This window comes from Limihaloglobus sulfuriphilus (assembly GCF_001999965.1).
Taxonomy (GTDB): Bacteria; Planctomycetota; Phycisphaerae; order Sedimentisphaerales; family Sedimentisphaeraceae; genus Limihaloglobus; species Limihaloglobus sulfuriphilus.
In genome coordinates, this window is the sequence record NZ_CP019646.1 from 2562916 (window position 1) to 2580484 (window position 17569).

General features: G+C 52.5%; 18 protein-coding genes and 1 riboswitch. Of the genes, 13 read left to right on the plus strand and 5 right to left on the minus strand.

The window, feature by feature from the left end; translation table 11 throughout:
- Positions 1–9: 9 nt before the first annotated feature.
- The 13 genes from SMSP2_RS09750 to thiH all read left to right on the plus strand — a co-directional run bounded on the left by SMSP2_RS09750 (position 10) and on the right by thiH (position 13716).
- Complete coding sequence (locus SMSP2_RS09750; RefSeq protein WP_146683767.1) at positions 10–1449, plus strand: purine-cytosine permease family protein; 1440 nt, start codon at positions 10–12, stop codon at positions 1447–1449.
- Positions 1443–1649 carry a hypothetical protein gene (locus SMSP2_RS09755; RefSeq protein ID WP_146683768.1) on the plus strand — a complete coding sequence of 69 codons (207 nt, stop codon included), beginning with the start codon at positions 1443–1445 and terminating at the stop codon, positions 1647–1649. Before SMSP2_RS09750 ends, SMSP2_RS09755 begins: the two co-directional genes overlap by 7 nt.
- Positions 1650–2010: 361 nt before the next feature.
- The gene (locus SMSP2_RS09760; protein ID WP_146683769.1) at positions 2011–2673 is read left to right on the plus strand and encodes a redox-sensing transcriptional repressor Rex; all 663 of its coding nucleotides are present in this window, start codon (positions 2011–2013) and stop codon (positions 2671–2673) included.
- A complete protein-coding gene (locus tag SMSP2_RS09765; protein WP_146683770.1) occupies positions 2666–2929 on the plus strand; it encodes a (2Fe-2S) ferredoxin domain-containing protein in 264 nt (87 codons plus the stop codon). The genes SMSP2_RS09760 and SMSP2_RS09765 overlap by 8 nt, the downstream gene beginning before the upstream one ends.
- Before the next feature lie 76 nt (positions 2930–3005).
- Complete coding sequence (locus SMSP2_RS09770; protein ID WP_146683771.1) at positions 3006–4748, plus strand: [Fe-Fe] hydrogenase large subunit C-terminal domain-containing protein; 1743 nt, start codon at positions 3006–3008, stop codon at positions 4746–4748.
- A complete protein-coding gene (locus SMSP2_RS09775) occupies positions 4735–5925 on the plus strand; it encodes a SpoIIE family protein phosphatase (RefSeq protein ID WP_146683772.1) in 1191 nt (396 codons plus the stop codon). Before SMSP2_RS09770 ends, SMSP2_RS09775 begins: the two co-directional genes overlap by 14 nt.
- Positions 5926–6016: 91 nt before the next feature.
- A complete protein-coding gene (locus SMSP2_RS09780) occupies positions 6017–6523 on the plus strand; it encodes an NADH-quinone oxidoreductase subunit NuoE family protein (RefSeq protein ID WP_146683773.1) in 507 nt (168 codons plus the stop codon).
- The gene (locus SMSP2_RS09785) at positions 6516–8411 is read left to right on the plus strand and encodes an NADH-ubiquinone oxidoreductase-F iron-sulfur binding region domain-containing protein (RefSeq protein ID WP_146683774.1); all 1896 of its coding nucleotides are present in this window, start codon (positions 6516–6518) and stop codon (positions 8409–8411) included. Before SMSP2_RS09780 ends, SMSP2_RS09785 begins: the two co-directional genes overlap by 8 nt.
- A gap of 2 nt (positions 8412–8413) precedes the next feature.
- Entirely contained in the window at positions 8414–10411 is a 1998-nt protein-coding gene (locus SMSP2_RS09790) for a [FeFe] hydrogenase, group A (protein ID WP_146683775.1), read from the plus strand.
- 314 nt (positions 10412–10725) lie between these two features.
- Positions 10726–10829: riboswitch (TPP riboswitch) on the plus strand.
- Between the two features lie 43 nt (positions 10830–10872).
- Positions 10873–11508 (plus strand): sulfur carrier protein ThiS adenylyltransferase ThiF, encoded by a 636-nt coding sequence (gene thiF / locus SMSP2_RS09795; protein WP_146683776.1) that lies wholly within the window; start codon positions 10873–10875, stop codon positions 11506–11508.
- Positions 11509–11721 carry a sulfur carrier protein ThiS gene (thiS, locus tag SMSP2_RS09800; RefSeq protein WP_146683777.1) on the plus strand — a complete coding sequence of 71 codons (213 nt, stop codon included), beginning with the start codon at positions 11509–11511 and terminating at the stop codon, positions 11719–11721. It abuts the gene before it with no gap.
- 45 nt (positions 11722–11766) lie between these two features.
- The gene (locus SMSP2_RS09805) at positions 11767–12543 is read left to right on the plus strand and encodes a thiazole synthase (protein WP_146683778.1); all 777 of its coding nucleotides are present in this window, start codon (positions 11767–11769) and stop codon (positions 12541–12543) included.
- Positions 12544–12567: 24 nt separating this feature from the next.
- Positions 12568–13716, plus strand: coding sequence for a 2-iminoacetate synthase ThiH (thiH, locus tag SMSP2_RS09810; RefSeq protein ID WP_146683779.1), 1149 nt, complete (start codon positions 12568–12570; stop codon positions 13714–13716).
- Between the two features lie 7 nt (positions 13717–13723).
- Here the strand turns inward: thiH and SMSP2_RS09815 are convergent, their stop codons facing one another.
- The 5 genes from SMSP2_RS09815 to SMSP2_RS09835 form a co-directional block, all read right to left on the minus strand.
- Positions 13724–14845, minus strand: coding sequence for an anaerobic sulfatase maturase (locus SMSP2_RS09815; RefSeq protein WP_146683780.1), 1122 nt, complete (start codon positions 14843–14845; stop codon positions 13724–13726).
- A gap of 41 nt (positions 14846–14886) precedes the next feature.
- Positions 14887–15285 carry a type II toxin-antitoxin system tRNA(fMet)-specific endonuclease VapC gene (gene vapC, locus SMSP2_RS09820; protein WP_146683781.1) on the minus strand — a complete coding sequence of 133 codons (399 nt, stop codon included), beginning with the start codon at positions 15283–15285 and terminating at the stop codon, positions 14887–14889.
- Complete coding sequence (gene vapB, locus SMSP2_RS09825) at positions 15282–15512, minus strand: type II toxin-antitoxin system antitoxin VapB (protein WP_146683782.1); 231 nt, start codon at positions 15510–15512, stop codon at positions 15282–15284. The genes vapC and vapB overlap by 4 nt, the downstream gene beginning before the upstream one ends.
- A 137-nt stretch (positions 15513–15649) precedes the next feature.
- Positions 15650–16132, minus strand: coding sequence for an NYN domain-containing protein (locus tag SMSP2_RS09830; protein ID WP_186804671.1), 483 nt, complete (start codon positions 16130–16132; stop codon positions 15650–15652).
- Position 16133: 1 nt separating this feature from the next.
- Positions 16134–17429 (minus strand): dihydroorotase, encoded by a 1296-nt coding sequence (locus SMSP2_RS09835; protein WP_146683784.1) that lies wholly within the window; start codon positions 17427–17429, stop codon positions 16134–16136.
- Between the last annotated feature and the right edge of the window lie 140 nt (positions 17430–17569).

The following is a 17569-nucleotide window of genomic DNA, read 5'->3' on the forward strand; positions in this document are numbered from 1 at the left end:
GGTATAATTATGCCGGCAGAAAATGATCATGTGAATAATTCAGAAGGTGCAAGCGATGTGGTAAACGAATTTGAACGTCAGCGGGTGCCTGATAGTGCCTTGCTCAATTTCAAGGATTTTATCGGTATGTACGCCGGTGAGCACTGCGCGGGCACTGAGCTGATGATAGGCCCGTTATTCGTTGCTGCCGGGGTAGGTATATTCGATTTGATCTGGGGGCTGGTTCTGGGCAATCTGCTGGCGGTACTGAGCTGGATGTTTTTGTGCGCACCAATAGCAACAAGAGCCCGGCTCACGCTGTATTATCAGCTTGAAAAGATATGCGGCAAGAACCTGGTGGTTTTGTATAACCTGGCAAACGGCATAATGTTCTGTTTTCTCGCCGGCTCTATGATAACCGTTTCGGCGACGGCGATCGGTGTCTGGTTCAAATTTCCTATGCCGGGGCTCAATGATCTTTATCCCAACAGCGTCGGCTGGGTAATTGCGGTTCTCTTTGTCGGCGGTTTGATAGCGGTTGTAGCTGCTTACGGGTACAAAATTGTTGCCAGGTTCGCAAATATAGCTTCGCCCTGGATGGTTCTTGTATTTGCTGCGTTTGGTATTATAGGATTAAAAAACTTTATCGACATAACCGGCGAAGACATATCAGGGCTTTCTGATATCTGGAATCTGGCAGAGGTGCATATATGGCGAGGCGGCGAACCGCTTGCGGGACAGGTTAAATTCACTTTCTGGCATGTGACGTTTTTTGCGTGGTTCTGCAATATGGCGATGCATATTGGAATGAGCGATTTGAGTGTTTTCAGGTACGCAAAAAAATCATGGTATGGCCTGGCATCAGCTTCGGGAATGTATGTAGGTCATTTTATGGCATGGATTTCCGCTTCTATTCTTTATGCCTACCAGCTCCACCTTGATCCCGCCGATACGAATGTGCTGCCCGGGCCGATGGCATTTAGAGTGGCCGGCGTTGCAGGGATAATATGTGTTATAATAGCCGGCTGGACCACGGCAAACCCGACAATATACAGGGCGGGGCTTGCTTTTCAGGCAATCATGCCGAATGTCTCACGGTTTAAGGTGACTCTGGCAACAGGTGCGGCGGCAACAATTGCCGGAATGTTTCCCGCGATAGCAATGAAACTTCTGGGCTTTGTTGCTCTTTATGGAATGGTTCTTATGCCGATGGGAGCTGTGATATTCGTTGACTTCTGGCTGATGAAGAGATTCGGGCTGAAGAGCAACTACGCCGAGCTCAGCGGAAAACTGTTTAACTGGGCGGCCGGCATCGCATGGCTGGGAACGCTGTTAATATGTGTGGTTCTGGTAAAATTTGCCGGGGTGCAGATATTTTTCGTAAGCCTTCCGGGCTGGTTTATCGCCGCGGCCGGATATATAATCCTCAGTAAGATATATCAAGACAAAAAAGGAGCTGACGCATGGTAACCCAAATTGCAAAATCAGCCGCATTACTATCACTTGTAATGCTGATTGTACCTTCGCTGCTGTATCTTTCAGGCATAATGGAACTGGACAAAGTAAAGTTAATAATGGGCATCTGCACCGTAGTTTGGTTTGTATCCGCCGCAGTCTGGATGTGGGACAAAAGCGAAAATAAAACAGGTGCCTCCGAAGAGAGCAAATAAAAGGATTAAATTTCTTTTGTGTGCAAGGTATTTATTAACAATTGTTTATAAAAAAATCATAGTCAGCCTGCCCTGACAGATACTGGCATTGCGTGTGTATCATTTTTGGGGAGTGCGGGTGCAAGCGCCGGCATAAGATTGTAAGAGTCCAGGCTTTAGCTTGTTACCAGGCACCAAACGACGGGGAAACAAACTAAAGTTTGAACTCTAAACACAATCAATTTTCCGCCATTTTTAACAAAAAATTAAAAAATTTTCAAAAAGTGCTTGAAATGCCGCGAACCGATAATAAAATATCGAGTAATATATATCGATAAGGAAATATCTATTAAATAAAAAACTAAATATCAGGCACGCGAAAATGGAAACAAAAGAAATAAAATCTATATCAAAGGCCGCCATCAGGCGGATGCCGCTTTACCTTAGTCTGGTAAAACAGCAGATTGCGATGGGCGAGAAAACCCTCAGCAGCACATTTATAGCTGAAAAGCTCAACACCGAGGCCATACAGGTTCGCAAGGACCTGGCCGCGACCGGCGTTGTCGGCCAGCCACGTTTGGGGTTCTGCTCAGAAGAGCTTGCCGCGGCGATCGAGAGGCTGCTGGGCTGGGACAACCTACAAGAGGCGTTCCTTATCGGTGCGGGTAATCTCGGTTCGGCCCTGATCGGATATGAGCCGTTTATAGAAAACGGGCTCAACATTGTCGCGGCGTTCGATAATGACTCTGACAAGATAGGAACAGAAATCCGCGGCGTAAAGGTTCTCAGCATTGACCGTCTGGAAAACCTTATCGGCCGAATGCACATCAAGCTGGCAATACTCACCGTACCTGTAGAGGTGGCACAACAGACCGCCGAGCGGCTTGTCAGTGACGGCATCGAGGCGATCTGGAACTTTACGCCGACAAAAATCATCGTCCCCGACGAAGTGATAGTAGAACGTACCGACCTGGCCGCCGGCTATGCCCAGATATCCTCGAGGCTTGCGACCAAAGCACAAAGAAAGGCCGCAGAGAATGGCTGATAAGGCGGTTCACGTTCGCATATGCATGGGCAGCTCGTGTTTTGCCCGGGGCAACTCTGATACGCTTGCCTGTATCCGAAGCCATTTTCAGGTGGCACAGGATCAGGGGCTTATCCGGCTCGAGGGCAGTCTTTGCGAGAACAACTGCCATCATGGGCCAAATATTGTTATAAACGGCCGCCCTTACGGCAGTATTACAGCCGCCGCGGCGGTTGAGCTTATAGAAAATGAACTGAAAAATCAAAACCGCGGCTAAAGGGTTTGGCGGGAGAGTTTACCCGCGGCTCAATCTCATAATCGACATATTCTAAACTTATTTAAACGGTAACCAAATGAACTACTTACAGCCAATTTACACAGAATCCGCACAGTGTCAGGACTGCTACAAGTGCCTTCGCAGGTGCGATGTGAAAGCGATCCAGATACTCGAGGGCCATGCCAGAGTGATGGACAGCCAGTGTGTGTACTGCGGCAAGTGCGTAAAGAACTGCCCCGCAGAGGCAAAAAAAGTCCGCACAGACCTCGAGAGGGTTAAGCTGCTCATCAGCGGCGGCGAAAGGGTTATCGTTTCACTGGCTCCCAGCTTTGTATCTGAATTCGCCGGAACAAAGCCTCAAGTGCTGGCGGCGGGACTGAGACGGCTGGGCTTCTACGGCGTATCTGAAACATCTATCGGCGCAGAGGAGGTCTCGGCAAATATCGCCAGATACCTCAAGACCGCCGAGCCCGGGATACATATATCCTCGGCCTGCCCTTCTGTAGTTGAGCTGGTAAAAAAATATTATCCTGATTTCGCCGATTGTGTAACTCCGGTATATTCTCCCGCTCTGACGCACGCGAAGATGCTTAAAAAAATCTACGGCGAAGACACAAAAATCGTGTTTGTCGGACCGTGCATAGCCAAAAAAATCGAAGCTGACAGATATCCCAATCTACTCTCTGCCGCCTTGAGCTTTCGTGAGCTGCACGAGTGGTTTGCCAGAGAGCGTATAAACCTCGAGAGCGGCCTTTGCGGCGATTCATTTTTGGAGAATGACGGTTTTATCCCCGAAAGGGCGAATCAGGGCCGGCTCTACCCCGTTGACGGGGGCATGATCGAGGGCATAAAGGCCGGCTGCGGTGTTACCGAGAGCGGGTTCATGACATTCTCCGGCGTCGGCAATATCAGGGCGGCGCTGAGCGAGTTCGAAGGGCTAAAACTTGCCAGGCCCCTGTTTCTCGAGCTGCTAGCCTGTGAGGGCGGCTGTGTGAACGGCCCGCTGGTTTCACGCGAAGGAGGAACCGTTTCAAAGCGGCTTGAGATTATTTCAGAGCTTGACGCGGCGGAATACACACAGCGCGAACCGGAGTTTGATATATACTGCCAATGGCAGACAGAGCCGGTCGCACAGAGCAGCTTCAGCCGGGAAGACATCTTCAACGCACTTGAGAAGGTCGGCAAGTACAGTCCTGCCGATGAGCTCAATTGCGGCGGCTGCGGCTATGAAACGTGCCGGCAGTTCGCACAGGCACTTTTAGAAGGCAAAGCCGAGCCGCAGATGTGTCTGGGTTATATGCGGAAGCTGGCAAACAAAAAGGTTGACGCTCTTATCCGTACAATGCCCGGCGGGGTTGTTATGGTCGATGAGAACATGAAAGTCATCGAATGCAACAAGCGGTTCGCGCAGCTGCTGGGCAGAGACGTTTTAAATATATTCCTTTCAAGGCCGGGAATGGCGGGGGCGGACATAGCTAAGCTGCTCCCGGCTCCCGAGCTTTTCAGAAATGTTCTCGAGAGCGGCAGTGAGACCGCGGAAAAAGACATAAAATTCAACAACAGCATTCTGCATCTATGCGTTTTCACTATCGAGCCGCATCGGCTTGTGGGCGGGTTCCTCCAGGATATCACCGCTCCTGCCATGCACAAGGAACAGATCGTAAACCGCGCCAGAGAGGTTATCGCCAAGAACCTCCAGACTGTACAGCAGATCGCGTACCTGCTCGGGGAAAACGCCGCCGACTCTGAAGTTATACTCAACTCAATAGTGAATACCTTTACCGCCCAGCCTTTGGAGAAACCCGATGCTCAAGACTGACAACATATACGTAGAGGTGTTTCACAGCCAGATAAAGAAACACGGCCAGGCCGCCGGGGGCGATGTCTTTCTCTCCGAGAAGCCGGCCCGGGGCCGCCGGACAATATGTGTTCTGGCGGACGGCCTGGGCAGCGGGGTAAAGGCCAATGTGCTTGCGACGATGACATCAACAATGGCTTTGAAATATGTCAAAAGCGATATAGACGTAAAAAAGGCCTCCGAGATAATCATGCGTACCCTTCCGGTATGCAGCAGAAGAAAAGTCGGTTACAGCACCTTTACCATCGTCGATATAAGCGGCGGGGGCAAGGTCAGCATAATTGAATACGATAACCCCTCTTATATACTGCTCCGCGGTGACAATCCGGCAAAGGCAGAGAAGACGGCGTTTGAAATAGAGGCAGCCGGCCTTGGAAAACGCAAACTCGAGTACAGCTCATTCGAGGCGCGTGAGGGCGACAGGATGATTTTCTTCAGCGACGGCGTAACACAATCGGGCATGGGCAGCCGGGTAAGGCCGCTCGGCTGGGGCTTCGAGGGTGCCGCGGATTTTGTCGCCGCCCGCTGCAAAGCCGGCAAAGAGCTGACCGCCCAGGGACTCGCCGAGGACATTGTTGAGCGTGCCGAGAAAAATGACGGGCTCAAGGCCAAAGACGATATAACCTGTGCGGTGATAAATTTCCGCAGGCCGCGGCGGCTGCTGGTTATGACCGGCCCGCCATACGACAATAAAATGGATTCGGATCTTGCCCTGAAAGCCGACGCATTTGAAGGACGCAAGATTATCTGCGGCGGAACTACCGCCAAAATAATCGCCCGTGAACTCGATCGCGATGTGGAGGTTGACCTGAATCAGATTTACAGCGATGTGCCGCCCGCCTCAAAGCTCAAGGGCTTTGACCTGGTAACAGAGGGCACAATTACGCTGAGCAAGACAATGAAACTTCTCAGCGGTTCAGCGGAGTTAAAACGGCTCGCCAAAGACGCGGCGGTAAGACTGGCTTCTATGCTGCTTGAGAGCGACATTATCGAGTTTGTTGTAGGCACCAAGATTAACGAGGCGCATCAGGATCCCAAACTGCCCGATGAGCTGGCGATAAGAAGAAACCTGATACGTGAGCTGGTGGAGCTGCTCAACAAACGATACCTCAAAGAGGCAGAATACAGACTGATATAGTTAAACTAAAAACTAAGAACTAATAGTTGATGAGTAATAAGAATAACCAGGAATTGAAATTTAGAAGTTTTAATATGAGAGGAATAATTTAATGGCTTGCCAGAATTGTAAAAGCGGTCAGGATCGGTTGAGTAAACTTTGCCGGATAATCGAGAAGAACGATAATGATCCGTCAAAGCTGATCCCGATTCTGCATGAGGTCCAGCGAGAGTTTCGCTATCTGCCCGAAGATGTACTTGCCTACATCGCGACAGCCCTGAAGCTGCCGCCGGCAAAAGTGTACGGGGTAGCGAGTTTTTATTCTCACTTCGCCCTCGAGCCCAAGGGCAAATATGTCGTGCATATCTGCGACGGAACGGCCTGTCATGTAAAGGGCTCGATGAACATATACGACGCCCTCTGCGAGAAACTCAATGTCTCGGAGGAGAAATCAACCACAGAAGATATGCAGTTCACCGTTGAGACCGTAAGCTGTATCGGCGCGTGCGGGATGGCACCGGTGATCTCGATAAACGGCAAGGTTTACGGTCAGGTTACTGCCGAAAAGGCCGTAGAAATTATAGATGAACTCTCAGCCCAAGAGGTGGCAAATGTCTAAACAGATGTTAAATCTTGAAAGAATACAAAAGGACTATAAAACGGCATTGAAAAAATGCAAACGCCGTATCGTGGTCTGTGCGGGAACGGCCTGCGTTGCCAACGGCTCACTCGAAGTTTTTGAGGCGCTGAAAAAAGCTGTCCGGGCCAAAGGCCTTAAGGTGGACGTAAAGCTCGAAAAACATGATGACGTTGACTGTTTGTTTTCACGCAGCGGCTGCCGCGGTTTCTGCCAGGTAGGCCCGCTGGTTACTGTTGAGCCCTCAGATACTCACTACGTAAAGGTAAAGCCCGAGGATGCAGATGAGATCGTGGAAAAGACCATAATGGCCGATGAATACGTAGAGAGGCTGCTCTATGTTGACCCTGTAACCGGCGAGAAATGCAGCCGCACGGCGGACATACCGTTTTACAAACGCCAGGACCGCTACGTGCTGGGCAACTGCGGAAGGCTCGATGCCGAGGATATCAACCAGTACATCGCTGACGGCGGATACACTGCCGCGAGGATGGCTTACACAGAGCTTGAGCCAAAACAGATTTGCGATATGGTTGAAAAGGCCGGACTTCGCGGCCGCGGCGGCGGAGGGTTTTCTACCGGACGCAAGTGGAACCTGACTCTGCCGCAGAAATCGGACAAGAAATATATAATCTGCAACGGTGACGAGGGCGACCCCGGCGCGTTTATGGATAGATCGCTGATGGAGGGCAACCCGCACCGTGTGCTTGAGGGAATGATGATCGCCGCACGGGCTATCGGAGCAGACGAGGGCTATATCTATGTGCGTGCGGAATACCCGCTTGCGGTTGAGCGCGTGCAAAAGGCCGTTGATGACGCGGAAAAGCTGGGCATACTCGGTGAAGACGTCTTCGGCAGCGGAGTAAACCTAAAACTCTTTGTCATGGAAGGTGCCGGAGCGTTTGTCTGCGGCGAGGAAACCGCCCTGATAGCCTCCATCGAAGGACGCCGCGGAATGCCGATGCCCAAACCGCCCTTCCCCGCAGAATGCGGGCTCTGGGGCAAGCCTACATGTATAAACAATGTAGAGACTCTCGCCACCGTGCCGCTGATACTTCGCGACGGTGTTGATAAGTTTCTCGCCTACGGCACAGAATCCTCGCCCGGAACAAAGACATTCGCCCTTACCGGCCATGTCGCCAATACCGGCCTGATAGAAGTGCCTTTCGGTGTAACAGTCCGTGAGATTGTATATGACATCGGCGGCGGGGTTACAGACGATGCAGGCAACATACTCGAAGACGGATTTAAGGCCGTGCAGGTCGGCGGCCCCTCGGGCGGCTGTCTGACCAAAGATCACTTAGACCTGGGTATGGATTTCGACTCGCTCCGCAGTATCGGCGCGATGGTCGGCTCCGGCGGTCTGGTGGTTATGAACAAAAATACCTGTATGGTTCAGATCGCCCACTTTTTCATGAAGTTTACGCAGAACGAATCCTGTGGAAAGTGTGTTCCGTGCCGCGAGGGCACAAAGCAGATGCTCAAACTTCTGGAAGATATTATCGAAGGCCGCGGAACAATGGAAACCATAGAGCTGCTCGAGCGGATAGCAAGCGCAGTGGGCAAGGGCTCGCTATGCGGGCTTGGCAAGACGGCCCCCAATCCGGTACTGACAACGCTGCGTTTCTTCCGCGATGAGTACATCGCTCACGTAGAGGATAAACGCTGCCCCGCCGGCCAGTGCAAGGCCCTGGCGATGCCGGAGATTCTGGAAGATAAATGTATCGGATGCGGGCTGTGCAGCAGGAAATGCCCTGTAAACGCGATCACAGGCGAGAAGAAACAGCCCCATTCAATAGACCCTGATGTATGTATAAAGTGCGGCGTGTGTGCCGAGGTTTGCAAGTTTAACGCAGTAATCGGAGTGTAGAAATGCAGAAACAATATTTGACAATAGATAACCGGAAAGTAGAAATAAAAGACCAGCGCAACCTGCTTGAGCTGATTCGCGGAATCGGAATAGACCTTCCCACATTCTGTTACCATTCAGAACTGAGTGTTTACGGCGCGTGCAGGCTCTGTGTCGTTGACATCGAGGGTATGGGAATTGTAACCTCATGCAGCACAACCCCCAAAGAGGGCATGGTTGTCCGCACAAATACCGCCGAGCTGCGGGAGATGCGCAAGGTGTATCTCAAGCTGCTGCTGGCAAACCACGACCAGAGCTGCTACACCTGTTCAAAGAGCGGCAGCTGCCGTCTGCAGGATCTGGCAAACCGCTTCGGTATCCAGGAAATCCCCTTCGGCAATGAATACAAGCCCAAACCGCTCGACGAGAGCAATCCGGCGATAATCCGAGACCCCAACAAGTGCGTGCTCTGCGGCGACTGTGTCCGGGCGTGCGACGAGATACAGGGTGTCGGCGCGATAGACTTTACCGGCCGCGGCGCACATACATGCGTATCTCCGGCGTTCGGCAAGGACCTCTGCGAGGTTGAATGTGTTTACTGCGGCCTCTGCGCCAGCGTCTGCCCGACGGGTGCGATTACTCCAAAACCCGATATAGATAAGGTCTGGAGCGAGATTTATGACCCGGACAAGGTCGTAGTAGCCCAGATTGCCCCGGCGGTACGGGTTGCCGTCGGCGAGATGTTCGGTTTCGAAGCCGGCGAAGTAACAACCGGCCGGCTGGTCGCGGCGATAAAGATGATGGGATTCGACCAGGTTTATGATACATCTTTCGCGGCGGACCTGACCGTTCTGGAAGAAACAAACGAGTTTATACAGCGCAAATCAGACGGCGGTAAACTGCCGCTTATCACCTCATGCTGTCCGGCATGGGTCAAATATGCAGAGCAGTTTTATCCAGAGCTTCTGGGAAATGTATCTTCCTGCCGCTCTCCCCAGCAGATGTTCGGCGCGGTAGCCCGCAAGACACTGCCGGAATATCTTGGAGTCAAGCCGGAGAATCTGGTCATTGTATCGATTATGCCGTGTACCGCCAAAAAGTTTGAGGCAACCCGCGAAGAATTTTCGACCGACGGCCGGCCGGACGTTGATTATGTGATAACTACACAGGAGCTTGGACGCATGATAAAAGAAACCGGCGTGCGTTTCAGTGACCTTGAGCCGGAGTCTCTGGATATGCCGATGGGCTTCAAGACCGGTGCCGGCGTGATTTTCGGAGCCACCGGCGGTGTCAGTGAGGCCGTACTGCGTTACGCAGGCGAGCGGCTCACCGGTGAGAAACTCAGCGACAGCGACTTCCACGAAGTACGCGGCAGCGAGGGCATACGCGAATACGAGGCGGTAATAGGCGAAACCACGCTGAAAATGGTAATCGTCAACGGCCTTGGCAACGCGAGGAAAGTCCTTGAAGATGTCCGTAAAGGCAAAAGCGACTATGATTTCATAGAGGTTATGGCATGTCCCGGCGGATGTGTCGCCGGAGCCGGCCAACCCGTATCCTGGGACGCCGATGCCCGGACAAAACGCGCCGGCGGACTTTACAAAAGCGATAAACGCCACCAACTGCACAACCCGCAGGATAACCCGTACGTTCAGAAGACCTACAGCGAAACTCTGGGCGAGCCGGGCAGCCATGCCGCTCATGAGCTTCTGCACACCAAATACCGCAACCGCAGGAGAATCAGCGGGATAAGCCTTGAGACGGATGCAAAGGCTGACACAGCCGGTATGCTTGATGTCAATGTGTGTGTCGGCACGAGCTGTTATCTCCGCGGCTCACAGGATATCCTCAATAATGTTACAGAATACGTCCGCAAAAAAGAGCTTGGCGATAAGGTTAATGTCACCGCGACTTTCTGCTACGAGAATTGCGGCAGCGGCCCTAATGTCCGTGTCGGCGACTCCGTCCTGAGCAGGTGCGGCTTTGATGACGTAGTTAAGGAAATCGAAACCAGACTTTGACCCTGAATTCCTCAGTTGCGGATTTGTTTTGCGGTTGATTTTTGCTTCCAAGTTGATGTATATACTATTGTTATACGATATAATTACTCTGTTTGGAGGCACACCCAATTGGTGAAGGCGTTACCGAGATAGCTGCCGGACTGGTAAAGACCGGCAGGCAGCAAACTGTGAAAATACGCGTAATATACTGATTGTAAATATCTTACGTAAAAACACCAAACGCCTGATGATAAACCGTTTCTGCTGTTATCGCAAAACACAGCATTATTAGAATAATAACTTGTTATTTAACTTAAAACTCGTATAATAGCATTAAATATTGTCAGGGGAGCCGTTGTGGCGGCTGAGAGGTTACCGAAGTAACGACCCTTTGAACCTGTTGGTTAGAACCGGCGTAGGGAGCCAATGCTGAAAATTGCAGAGCACACCTTCGCGGGTGTGCTTTTTTGGTATATAGCCTTATGCAAAATACACTTACAAAAGAACAGATCGAGGCGTCCACAGACCGCAATACCGGTGCGGCCCTTGCGGCGAAACTGCGGAGCGTGCGTGTCGGCGTTGCCGGGCTCGGCGGGCTGGGCAGCGTGGTTACATCGTCCCTTGTCAGGGCGGGAGTCTGCAATCTGATTCTCGCGGATTTTGACCGTGTGGAACTTAGCAATATGAACCGCCAGCTGTACCGGCTTGACCAGATCGGTATGCTCAAAACTGATGCCTGCGAAGATAACCTGCTGGCAATTAACCCGCATCTGAGAATAGAAAAACTCGCCTGCACAATAACCGCCGACAACACAGGAGATTTTATCAGCCGCGTGGATATCGTGGCGGAATGTTTTGACAATCCAGCGGCAAAACAGATGATAGTCGAAACTGCTTTGAGCCGGTATCCGGAAAAATATATCGTTGCCGCCAGCGGCCTTGCGGGGTTTGGCAGAAGCAACATGATACAAACCAGAAAAATCAGCGAAAAATTCCAGATTGTCGGCGACGGCGAGAGCACGCTGGAAAAACATTGCGGCCTTTTCGCCGCCCGCGTCGGGATTGCGGCAAATCATCAGGCAAACGCGATAATACAACTTATAAACGAGGTGTTTTAAATGGCATCACTGAAAGTAAACGGTAAAACAATAGACTACGGCGAAGGAAAATTGCCGGCCAATGTCGCCGGACTGCTGGAGAACATGAATATTGACAAGGCTACTGTCGTGGCAGAAATCGACGGTAAAATCGTAGAACGCAAAGATTTCGAGACCTTTGAGCTCAAAGACGGCCAGTCAATAGAGCTGATTCGCTTTGTCGGCGGCGGCTGAGGCGGCAGATAATTCTAATAATGAGATTTAAAACTAAGATAAAATATGAATAATGACAAACTTATCATCGCAGGACGTGAAATAAAATCCCGCCTTTTTGTAGGAACGGGAAAATTCTCTTCAAACAGAGTTATGGCAGAGGCTCTTAGTGCAAGCGGCGCGGAGATCGTAACAGTGGCGCTTCGCCGGGTTGATATCGAGAACGAAAATGATGATATGCTCGCGGCGATTGACAGAGAGAAATATCTGCTGCTGCCAAACACATCCGGCGCCCGTGACTGCGAAGAAGCCCTCCGGCTGGCGAGGCTGGCCCGTGCGGCATCGGGGATCAACTGGCTCAAGCTCGAAGTAACACCCGATCCGTATTACCTGCTGCCCGACGGCGGCGAGACGCTCAAGGCGGCCCAGATTCTCGTAAAAGAGGGCTTTGTCGTGCTGCCGTATATAAACGCCGACCCGATACTGGCAAAACGCCTGCAGGACGCGGGCACGGCAACTGTGATGCCGCTGGCAAGCCCTATCGGTTCAAACCGCGGGCTGGCAACACGCGAATCGATAGAGATTATCATTGAACAGGCAACCGTGCCGGTGGTGGTTGACGCAGGGCTTGGCCGACCGTCACACGCGGCAGAGGCGATGGAGATGGGAGCCGACGCGGTGCTTGTAAACACGGCGATAGCCTCGGCAAATGACCCGGTGGCTATGGCGCGGGCCTTCGCGATGGCAGCCGAGGCAGGCAGAACATCCTTTGTAACGGGCGCGGCACCTGTACTGAAAACAGCGAGTGCTTCAAGCCCGCTGACCGGATTTCTGCGAGATTAAATGTAAAAGAAAACAACATAAATTATGAATACAAAAACTGACATATACAGCGTTCTTGATGATACAGGTATTGACACCCGCCAGGATGAATACCTCTCGCGAATACAATCTGTAACAGAGGCCGATGTGCGGCGGGAGCTTGCCATAAAGCCGGGGCATTTTTCGCTTGAGCGGCTGATTGTTCTGCTCTCAGAAGCCGGCGGAGCCTTCCTCGAAGATATGGCGCAGCAGGCACACGCCCTGACACTCCAGCGGTTCGGCAAAACTATGCAGCTCTACGTGCCGATGTACGTGTCGAATTACTGCATCAACAGATGTCAGTACTGCGGCTACAACGCAGACCACAAATTCAACCGCAGCCGGCTGACAATGGAGCAGGCCGTTCAGGAAGCAGACGCCATAGCAAGCGCAGGTTTCCGGCATATTTTGATACTCAGCGGCGAAGACCCAAAACACATTGACGTTGACTATCTCGCCGAGCTGGCAAAACGGCTCAGAAGCAAGTTCTGCGCGATCGAAATCGAGATATACCCGCTGGATACAGACGGCTACAAACGGCTCTTTGATGCCGGTATAGACGGCCTGAGCATCTATCAGGAAACCTACAACCGCCGGCTGTACGAAACGCTTCACGCAGGGCCGAAGGCGGACTACCGCTACCGTCTCGAAACGCCGTCAAGGGCTGCACGGGCCGGTTTCAGGCGGCTTGGAATCGGTGCGCTGCTGGGGCTGTGGGACTGGCGGCTTGAGACGCTGTCTCTGTCTGTACACGCCGCGTACTTGATGAAACATCACTGGCAGAGCCAGATTTCGTTTTCGTTTCCGCGGATCCGCCCTGCACAGGACGTTGAGGATCAGCCGTATAAGCACATCATCTCGGACAGACAGTTTGTGCAGATGATGCTGGCGCTGCGGCTGTGTTTCGCAGATGCGGGGATTGTCGTTTCAACCCGCGAGAGCAGCGAATTCCGCAGGCACCTGATGAACCTCTGCGTTACGCGTATGAGCGCCGGCTCTAAGACAAACCCCGGAGGCTACGCAGTGAACAAAGAAGCGGTTTGCCAGTTTGAGGTTGACGACAAAAGCTCCCCGCAGCAGGTAGCGGCGATGATAGAGGCCGCCGGCTACGAGCCTGTATGGAAAGACTGGGATCCGGCATTTACCGCCGGATAAACACTCGCTATCTAAGCTCGCCCGCGGCGAGTCTTGCCGCCAGGTGCGCCAGCTTTGGCATCGTGTAGTCGAATATCATTTTGTAGCCCTCGCACAGCGGTGTTGCGTCTTCGAAGTTGCCCCAGGCCGAATAGCGGTCTTTCAGGCAGCCGCCGTAACAGCACTTGCGCCAGCGGCACAGCATACACTTTGTGCATGAGGTGTTTTTGGCACGGGCGAATTTCCTTTTCACTTCGCCGGTTATCAGCTCGCCGATATGGGTTTCCATGATGTTGCCCATCCGGCAGCCCTCCTCGACGAAAAAGTCGCAGCAGAACGCATCCCCGTTATGCTCAACCACCATATAATCACTGCACGATTTATTGAAGGTACAGTTGGTATGCTGTCCGTTGACGATATAGTTCAGCAGCGAATCGAAAAGCCGGATACTCAGCTTTGTCGGGCCGTAATCAAGCCAGCGGTCGAATATGCGGCAGATAAACCGCCCGTACTGCTCGGCGCTGGTGCTGAAATCGGTGAGCTTGCCTTTTTCTCCGCCCGGCTCTACGCACGGGACAAACTGCAGAAAGCGTATGTTCTTTTCTTTAACGAAAAAATCAAACAGCTCATCGGGCTTTTCCACATTGAGATTGTTGAGCAGCACGAGGATATTGAACTCCACCCGTGCCCGCCTGCACGCCTCTATGCCTGCGACAACGCGGTCATAGGTGCCGTTGCCGCCGCGGTCTTTGCGGTAGTGGTCATGGAGATATTTGGGCCCGTCGAGGCTGATTCCCACGAGCCAGCTGTACTGCTTGAGAAAGGCCGCCCACTCATCGTCGAGCAGTATGCCGTTGGTCTGGAGGGCATTGGAGACAGCCTGTCCGTCATCTCCACAACGCTGCTGGGTTTCAACCACGCGTTTGTAGAAATCCAGCCCCATCAGGGTCGGCTCGCCGCCCTGCCAGGCAAAACTGCTCACAGGAAAGCCAAGCCCCATAAAATCGCTCACCATACGCTCCATCACCTCATCGCTCATGCGGTGCTTGTGTGTGCCGAACATTTCCGTCTTGCCCGTATAAAAGCAGTACTTGCACGCAATGTTGCAATCCGGCCCGGTAGGTTTTATCAGTAAAGAAAATGGTTTCATTGTTTTAGTACATAGTTATTGGTTAGTAGTCAGAATTAATTCTAAATCCAGTTTTCGACTTTCAAGTCTTTAATACGATTGAATTCTTTCATGTTATTCGTAACGAGCGTCAGCTCTTGCGACATGGCGTGAGCCGCAATCAGCGTGTCAAATGGACCGATGGGTGTGCCTTTGCTTTCCAGTTGACACCGGACGATCCCATAGGCCGCTGCAGCGTCATTGTCGAACGGCAGGATTTCCAGTACACTGCACGCCTTTATGAGCAGAAGAGTATTCCGAGCGGGATCGGAGCTTTTTTGTACGCCGAATTCAAGCTCTGCCAGCGTAATTGCCGAGATAGCGATATCGCCCGGCCGGTATTGCTGAATATGAGCCAGTGCCCTGCTTTGCGGCTTTCGAATCATATCAATGCAGATATTTGTGTCGAGCATGTAAATCATAGAGGGTCGCGTTTGTCAATCTCTGATGGGTCGCCGCGGTCAGCCATAAAATCATCCGTGAATTTGCCGCAGGCTTCTAACAAGGGTGCCCAGCCGCTGTTAAGAGGGAATAAAACAACGGCATTACCGATTTTATTGATACCAATCTCATTGGTTTCAAACCGGCAATCCTTAGGCAGCCGAACTGCCTGACTGCGTCCATTCGAAAATATTTTTGCGGTATTCATAAATGTTTCCTTTATTAGGTATATATCAAAGTATATACCATTCGCCCCTGCAAGTCAATCAAAAACAAAAATATTATTAAAACGGATATGAATTATTTCCATTTTTGATACAATTGTTCAGCAAATACCTCACCCATTCACTTTATTCCGAAGATATCCATCCACTCATCGGTTTCGCCTTTTGAGAGGCCGCCGGTTCGTTTGGCTCCGGGTTCGGGGTTTGGTTTTTCCGGCCTGTCAATGACACTGACCACCTGTTCCCAGAATTCCAGTGCATCGATAGTCTTTGCTCTTTTGCGTTTGGCGGCGCGTTTTACCCTGCGGTCAGAGCTGACAACCACCAGCCCGCTCGGCGCTGAATGATCCTCCACGAGGTATTCGATCAGGTCGTCGGCTTCCTGGTATTCGCCGGAAAAGTGTACATTCAAATTGTGGAACCGGTTGAAAAACGACTTATCGAACGGGCCCGTGCCGTCGAAAAACAGCTCCGCCCGGTCTCTGCTGCGGCGCATATATTCGTGCAGAAACTGAACCAGAAACTCCGCGTTTAGCCCGAGGTACTGGTCGCTGCAGCCGCGAACCGCGAAGAGGAGATTATGTCCGTCGATAACATAGGGCACATCAATCCTCCGCCGTGTATCGCATTTCGCCGCCGACGATTGTATGCATAACAACGCCCTTTAGCCGCCAGCCGTTGTACGGGCAGTTTTTGCCCTTTGAGCGGAACTTCTGCACGTCCACGGTAAACTCCCGCTCCGGATCGAAAATCGTGATATCCGCCCATTTACCCGCGTCGAGCGAGCCTTTCATATTATCGATGCCGATGATTTTCGCCGGCCGGCAGGTCATCATTGCCAGCATCTGCGGCCAGTCGAGCGTGCCGGTGTCTATAAGTGCTTTTGCGTACAGCGGCAGCGCGATCTCGAGGCCGGCTATGCCGAACGGCGCGATCAGAAACTCCAGCTCCTTCTCGCTCAAGAGGTGCGGCGCGTGGTCGGTGGCGAGAGCATCGATTATGCCGTCCTTGACCGCCTCACGAAGCGCCGCGATATCGTCAAGAGAACGCAGCGGCGGCGACATCTTGAAATTTGTATCGTAGTCCTTTACCATGCTGTCATCGAGCAGCAGATGGTGCGGCGTCACCTCGCAGGTAACCGGCAGGCCGTCGTTTTTCGCCCGGCGGATTATCTCAACAGCGCCGCGTGTGGAGATATGCTGGGCGTGGTAACGTGTGCCGGTGCCGCGGACAAGCTCGATATCCCGCCACAGCATCAGCTCCTCGGCAAGCGGATCCATGCCCGGCAGGCCCAGTGAGGACGAGTTGAAGCCAGCGTTCATTACGCCGCTGCCGGCGAGAGAATTGTCCTGGCAGTGCTGGGCGACGACCTTGCCGAACATGCCGGCGTATTTGAGAGCGCGTTTCATCATCGCAGGATCCTGAACGCCCGCACCGTCATCGGTGAAGCCCACCGCGCCGGCCTCGGACATAAGCCCCATCTCGGCCAGCTCAACGCCCTGGCGGTCTTTGGTGACAGCACCCATCACATAGACATGCGTCTTGCGTGTCTGGCGGCCCATTCTGTGGACGAACTCAACGCTGGTCTCGTTCTGGATCGGCGGCGTGGTGTTGGGCATACATACAACCGAGGTAAACCCGCCGGCAACCGCGGCACGCGAACCGCTGGCGATGGTCTCCTCCTCTTCGTCGCCGGGCTCGCGAAAGTGCACGTGCATATCGATCAGCCCAGGGCAGACGATCTGGCCCGCCGCGTCGATTGTGCGGGCGGCTGCGGGGCCGGATTTGCCAATGCTCTGGATTTTGCCCTCTTTGACATAGATATCCGTCACCTCGTCGAGGCCGTTAGCAGGGTCTATCACCCGCCCGTTTGTTATAAGAAGCTCTCTGCTATCGTCCATATTATTTCCGCCAAGATTGATAAATCGCTGTTTTTAAACGTTACAGACCGGATTATACCCTCAAAGGCGGCTTTTTCAAGAACCAATTCCCCGCCGCGGCGTTTAGGAAGCAGCGGGGAAACGGCTGTTTTTTTGAATTT

Bases quoted from the DNA above. Each gene is read 5' to 3' on its own strand.
- SMSP2_RS09750 (WP_146683767.1), top strand. From the start codon at position 10: ATGCCGGCAGAAAATGATCATGTGAATAATTCAGAAGGTGCAAGCGAT.
- SMSP2_RS09755 (WP_146683768.1), top strand. From the start codon at position 1,443: ATGGTAACCCAAATTGCAAAATCAGCCGCATTACTATCACTTGTAATG.
- SMSP2_RS09760 (WP_146683769.1), top strand. From the start codon at position 2,011: ATGGAAACAAAAGAAATAAAATCTATATCAAAGGCCGCCATCAGGCGG.
- SMSP2_RS09765 (WP_146683770.1), top strand. From the start codon at position 2,666: ATGGCTGATAAGGCGGTTCACGTTCGCATATGCATGGGCAGCTCGTGT.
- SMSP2_RS09770 (WP_146683771.1), top strand. From the start codon at position 3,006: ATGAACTACTTACAGCCAATTTACACAGAATCCGCACAGTGTCAGGAC.
- SMSP2_RS09775 (WP_146683772.1), top strand. From the start codon at position 4,735: ATGCTCAAGACTGACAACATATACGTAGAGGTGTTTCACAGCCAGATA.
- SMSP2_RS09780 (WP_146683773.1), top strand. From the start codon at position 6,017: ATGGCTTGCCAGAATTGTAAAAGCGGTCAGGATCGGTTGAGTAAACTT.
- SMSP2_RS09785 (WP_146683774.1), top strand. From the start codon at position 6,516: ATGTCTAAACAGATGTTAAATCTTGAAAGAATACAAAAGGACTATAAA.
- SMSP2_RS09790 (WP_146683775.1), top strand. From the start codon at position 8,414: ATGCAGAAACAATATTTGACAATAGATAACCGGAAAGTAGAAATAAAA.
- thiF (WP_146683776.1), top strand. From the start codon at position 10,873: ATGCAAAATACACTTACAAAAGAACAGATCGAGGCGTCCACAGACCGC.
- thiS (WP_146683777.1), top strand. From the start codon at position 11,509: ATGGCATCACTGAAAGTAAACGGTAAAACAATAGACTACGGCGAAGGA.
- SMSP2_RS09805 (WP_146683778.1), top strand. From the start codon at position 11,767: ATGAATAATGACAAACTTATCATCGCAGGACGTGAAATAAAATCCCGC.
- thiH (WP_146683779.1), top strand. From the start codon at position 12,568: ATGAATACAAAAACTGACATATACAGCGTTCTTGATGATACAGGTATT.
- SMSP2_RS09815 (WP_146683780.1), bottom strand. From the start codon at position 14,845: ATGAAACCATTTTCTTTACTGATAAAACCTACCGGGCCGGATTGCAAC.
- vapC (WP_146683781.1), bottom strand. From the start codon at position 15,285: ATGATTTACATGCTCGACACAAATATCTGCATTGATATGATTCGAAAG.
- vapB (WP_146683782.1), bottom strand. From the start codon at position 15,512: ATGAATACCGCAAAAATATTTTCGAATGGACGCAGTCAGGCAGTTCGG.
- SMSP2_RS09835 (WP_146683784.1), bottom strand. From the start codon at position 17,429: ATGGACGATAGCAGAGAGCTTCTTATAACAAACGGGCGGGTGATAGAC.